Origin of the sequence: Streptomyces sp. 130 (assembly GCF_007096885.1) — a bacterium.
Classification (GTDB): domain Bacteria; phylum Actinomycetota; class Actinomycetes; order Streptomycetales; family Streptomycetaceae; genus Streptomyces.
The window spans coordinates 1-4,737 of sequence record NZ_VJNO01000081.1 but is presented as its reverse complement, the minus strand read 5'-3'; the positions used below and the strand labels follow the sequence as shown (position 1 = coordinate 4,737).

The 4,737-nt window shown below is 73.6% G+C and carries 5 protein-coding genes; all 5 read left to right on the top strand.

What is annotated here, in order from left to right; genetic code table 11:
* The first annotated feature begins 155 nt into the window (after positions 1-155).
* The 5 genes from FKN01_RS31960 to proC all read left to right on the top strand — a co-directional run bounded on the left by FKN01_RS31960 (position 156) and on the right by proC (position 4,293).
* Positions 156-692 (top strand): hypothetical protein, encoded by a 537-nt coding sequence (locus FKN01_RS31960; protein WP_143626145.1) that lies wholly within the window; start codon positions 156-158, stop codon positions 690-692.
* 354 nt (positions 693-1,046) lie between these two features.
* A complete protein-coding gene (locus tag FKN01_RS31955) occupies positions 1,047-1,829 on the top strand; it encodes a class I SAM-dependent methyltransferase (RefSeq protein WP_143626144.1) in 783 nt (260 codons plus the stop codon).
* A 57-nt stretch (positions 1,830-1,886) separates the two neighbouring features.
* Positions 1,887-2,654: an ABC transporter ATP-binding protein gene (locus FKN01_RS31950; protein ID WP_143626143.1), complete on the top strand. Its 768-nt coding sequence runs from the start codon at positions 1,887-1,889 to the stop codon at positions 2,652-2,654.
* Positions 2,651-3,409 carry an ABC transporter permease gene (locus FKN01_RS31945; protein WP_143626142.1) on the top strand — a complete coding sequence of 253 codons (759 nt, stop codon included), beginning with the start codon at positions 2,651-2,653 and terminating at the stop codon, positions 3,407-3,409. The genes FKN01_RS31950 and FKN01_RS31945 overlap by 4 nt, the downstream gene beginning before the upstream one ends.
* 74 nt (positions 3,410-3,483) lie before the next feature.
* Entirely contained in the window at positions 3,484-4,293 is an 810-nt protein-coding gene (gene proC, locus FKN01_RS31940; protein ID WP_143626141.1) for a pyrroline-5-carboxylate reductase, read from the top strand.
* The last annotated feature ends 444 nt before the right edge of the window (positions 4,294-4,737 follow it).

Genomic DNA, 4,737 nt, shown 5'->3' with positions numbered 1-4,737 from the left:
CCCCGGGGGGGGCGCCGCGGCGGGGGCCCCGGGGGCGGGGCCCCCCCCCCCCGGGGGGGGGGCCCCCCCCCCCCCCGCGCGGCCCCCCCGGGGCGGGGGGGGGCCCCCCCCCCCCCCCCCCCGGCCGCCACCGGACCTGCGGGATAATCGCCCCCGTGAGCGAGAACAGCGAGACCCCCGAAGGCGCGGCCCCCGCCCCGTCCGCGCCCGCGATTCCGCCGGGCCCGCAGCCCGCGCCCCTCCGCTTCTTCGGCACCACCTGGGTCGCCCCCGACGGCCACTACGGGCTGCGCCGCGTGGGGGCCGCCGTCGGCTCCCTCCTCGCTGCCGTCGCCGCCTGTTTCGTCCTGCGCTTCGCGTACCAGGGGCTGGAGATCGCCGACGTCGGCGGCTTCGTCGGCGTGCTGGTCGTCGCGATGTTCGCCATCTGCAGCGCGATCGCCTTCCGCAAGACCTGGGAGGGCTTCGGCCGCCGCCCGGCCGACCCGGCGCGCGAGGAGAACCTGCGCGGCCTGAAGGCCATCGGCTTCGTCGGCTCACTGCTCGCGTACTTCTTCCGTACGTTCACCGAGGCGCCCGGCGAGGGGCTGCGGCGCAGGGAGTACGAGGAGGCCGCCGCCCGGTACGCGAAGCGCCGCGCCTCCCGCACCGGAAACCCGGCCGCCCGCCGGAAGAAGGGCCGCCGCGGCTGACGCCTCCGGGCGTCCGGGGGGCACGATGGCCGCATGGCCACGACACACTCACCGAACGCCGTCCCGGAAACCCGGCCGCCCGCCGGAAGAAGGGCCGCCGCGGCAGACGCCTCCGGGCGTCCGGGGGGCACGATGGCCGCATGGCCACGACACACTCAGCGAACGCCGTCCCGGAAACCCGGCCGCCCGCCGGAAGAAGGGCCGCCGCGGCTGACGCCTCCGGGCGTCCGGGGGGCACGATGGCCGCATGGCCACGACACACTCACCGAACGCCGTCCCGGAAACCCGGCCGCCCGCCGGAAGAAGGGCCGCCGCGGCTGACGCCTCCGGGCGTCCGGGGGGCACGATGGCCGCATGGCCACGACACACTCACCGAACGCCGTCCCGGGCCCCACGCGCGCCCTGTCCTTCGACCGGGCCGCCGCCCAGTACGCCGCCGCCCGCCCCAGCTACCCGGACGCGCTGTTCGACGCCGTCGAGAACATCGCCGGCCGCCCCTTGCGAGGGGCCCGCACCCTGGACGTGGGCGCGGGCACCGGCATCTCCACCCGCCGCCTCCGCGACCGGGGCGCGCGCGTCGTCGCCGTCGAGCCCGGGCCCGGCATGGCCGCCCAGCTCCGCCGGGACCTCCCGGACGTCCCGCTCGTACGGGGCGACGGCAACCGGCTCCCCTTCGCGACCGCCTCGGCCGACCTGATCACGTACGCCCAGTCCTGGCACTGGACCGACCACACCCGCTCCGCCGCCGAGGTCCGGCGCGTCCTGCGGCCGGGCGGCACGCTCGCCCTCTGGTGGAACGTCACCGACGACACCGTCCCGTGGCTCGCCGCCCAGGAGGAACGGCTCGTCCGCTTCTTCGGCGTCGGCCCGGAACAACTGGGCCCCAGGCGCTCGGCCGTGCAGGACCGCGACCTGCCGCCGGACCTCGCCTTCACGTGCCGCCGCGTCCCGTGGACCCGGCGCGTCCCCCTCACCACCCACCTCGACAACCTCGGCAGCCACTCCGCGTTCCTGACCATCGACGACGACGCGGCCCGGGACTTCCTCGCCGAGGAGCGGACCCGGCTCCTGGCCGACTTCCCGGACGGCACGGTTGAGGAGGCGTACGTCGTGGAGCTGCACGCGGCCGTGTGCTGAGCCCCGGGCCCGCCCCGTCCCTTGACGGTGCTGCCCGCCGGAGCCCATATTCATCACATGATGAATTCTTCGGGCGTCGCCGTCGAGGCCCGTGGCCTCACCGTCCAACGAGGCAGCCGCACGGTCCTCAAGGGCCTCGACTTCACCGTCGAAGCCGGCAGGATCACCGGCCTCCTCGGCCCCTCCGGCTGCGGCAAATCGACCCTCATGCGCGCCGTCGTGGGCACCCAGGCCAAGGTCACCGGCACCCTCCAGGTCCTCGGCAGCCCCGCCGGCCACCCCTCCCTCCGCCCCCGCGTCGGGTACGTCACCCAGGCGGCCTCCGTCTACACCGACCTCACCGTCCGCCAGAACCTCGACTACTTCGCGGCGATCCTCCGGCCGGGCCGCGCCCACCGCGACACCCGCCGCGAGGCCGTCACCCGCGCGCTCGCCGAGGTCGACCTGACCAGCCACGAGGACGCCCTCGCCGGCAACCTCTCCGGCGGCCAGCGCACCCGCGTGTCCCTCGCCGTCGCCCTCCTCGGCACCCCGGACCTGCTCGTCCTGGACGAACCGACCGTCGGCCTCGACCCGGTCCTGCGCCGCGACCTGTGGCAGCTCTTCCACACCCTCGCCGCCGAACGCGGCACCGCGCTCCTCATCTCCTCCCACGTCATGGACGAGGCCGAGCGCTGCCACCGCCTCCTCCTCATGCGCGGGGGCGAGATCCTCGCCGACGACACCCCGGACGCCCTGCGCGCCGCCGCCGGCACCGACACCGTCGAAGCGGCCTTCCTGCACCTGGTCGACGAGGCCGCCCACCGCGAGGAGAACGCCCGATGAGCAGCACGACAGCCCCCCTGAGCCCGGCCCGCGCCCTCGCCACGGCCGCCCGCGTCCTGCGCCAGCTCGCCCACGACCCGCGTACGGTCGCGCTGCTCCTGCTGGTCCCGGTCCTCCTGATCACGCTGCTGCGGTACGTCTTCGACGGCAGCCCGCAGACCTTCGACTCGATCGGCGCCTCACTGCTCGGGATCTTCCCGCTGATCACGATGTTCCTGGTGACCTCGATCGCCACCCTGCGCGAACGCACCTCCGGCACCCTGGAGCGCCTGCTGTCGATGCCGCTCGGCAAGGGCGACCTCATCGCGGGGTACGCGCTGGCCTTCGGCGCCGTCGCCGTCCTCCAGTCGCTCCTGGCCACCGGCCTTTCGGTGTGGGCCCTCGGCCTGGACGTCATGGGGTCGCCGTGGCTGCTGCTCCTGGTCGCCGTGCTCGACGCGCTGCTCGGCACGGCGCTCGGCCTGTTCGTCTCGGCGTTCGCGGCCTCCGAGTTCCAGGCGGTGCAGTTCATGCCCGCGGTGATCTTCCCGCAGCTGCTGCTCTGCGGCCTCTTCATCGCGCGCGACCGGATGGCGCCGTTCCTGGAGGCCATCTCGAACGTGCTGCCGATGTCGTACGCCGTGGACGGGATGAACGAGGTGCTCCACCACACCGAGGTGACCGGGGACTTCGTCCGCGACGTCCTCGTCGTGGCGGGCTGCGCCCTGCTCGTCCTGGCCCTCGGCGCGGCCACCCTCCGCCGCCGCACGGCCTGACGGGGCGGTGCGAAGATGACGCCGACGAGCACTGAGCACCGCGCACATCGAGCACCGCCCGGAGGGTGAACGGCATGACCCAGACAGTTGCAGTCCTCGGCACCGGCAAGATCGGCGAGGCCCTGCTCAGCGGCATGATCCGGGCCGGCTGGCGCCCGACGAACCTGCTGGTCACCACCCGCCGCTCGGACCGGGCCGCCGAACTGCGCGACCGGTACGGCGTGGACGCGGTCAGCAACGCGGAGGCCGCGAAGCGGGCGGACATCCTGATCCTCGCGGTCAAGCCCCAGGACATGGGCCGCCTCCTCGACGAACTGGCCCCCCACCTCACCGCGGACCGCCTGGTCATCAGCGCGGCGGCCGGCATCACGACCGCGTACATCGAGGACCGCCTCACCGCCGGCACCCCGGTCGTCCGCGTCATGCCGAACACCCCCGTCCTGGTGGACGAGGGCATGTCCGTCATCTCGGGGGGCAGCCACGCCACGGGGGAGCACCTCGCCTCGACGGACGCCATCTTCAAGGGGGTCGGCAAGACCCTGCGCGTCCCGGAGTCCCAGCAGGACGCGGCCACCGCCCTCTCCGGCTCGGGCCCGGCCTACTTCTACTTCCTGGTCGAGGCGATGACGGACGCCGGCATCCTGCTCGGCCTGCCGCGCGCCCAGGCCCATGACCTCATCGTCCAGGCCGCGATCGGTGCCGCCGTGATGCTCCGGGACAGCGGCGAGCACCCGGTCAAGCTCCGCGAGGCCGTCACCAGCCCGGCCGGCACCACTATCAGCGCCATCCGCGAACTGGAGAACCACGGCGTACGCGCGGCCCTCATCGCCGCACTCGAAGCGGCCCGAGACCGCAGCCGCGCGCTGGCCTCCGGCAACGGCTGACCAGGGCCTCGTCACCCCCGGCCCGGCCGGGGGTTGACACGCCCCCTCCCGGTCCGTAGTGTGCTCCGAGTTGTCCGACGTGAGCGCCGACTCAGGTTGGTCCCCGGGCAGCCATTCCGCAGTAACTACAACGAGCACGCGACAGCTGTCGCATGTCTCGGCGTGCGCTTATGCGGAATGAGGAATCCGCGTTCGAAGGAGCGCGACCCCGATTAGCGTCGGGGCCCAGGATTCCGCTAATGTCTCACTCGTCGGAACGGCCCAACGGCCGGGAAGACAAGCCCCGCTGACTGGGAATCAGGCCCGAAAGGATCTGATAGAGTCGGACTCGCCGGAAAGGGAAACGCGAAAGCGAAGAACTGGAAAGCGAAAACTGCTTGACCCGCTTCGACCGGGAATCGGACACGAAAGAGTCTGATAGAGTCGGAAACGCAAGACCGAAGG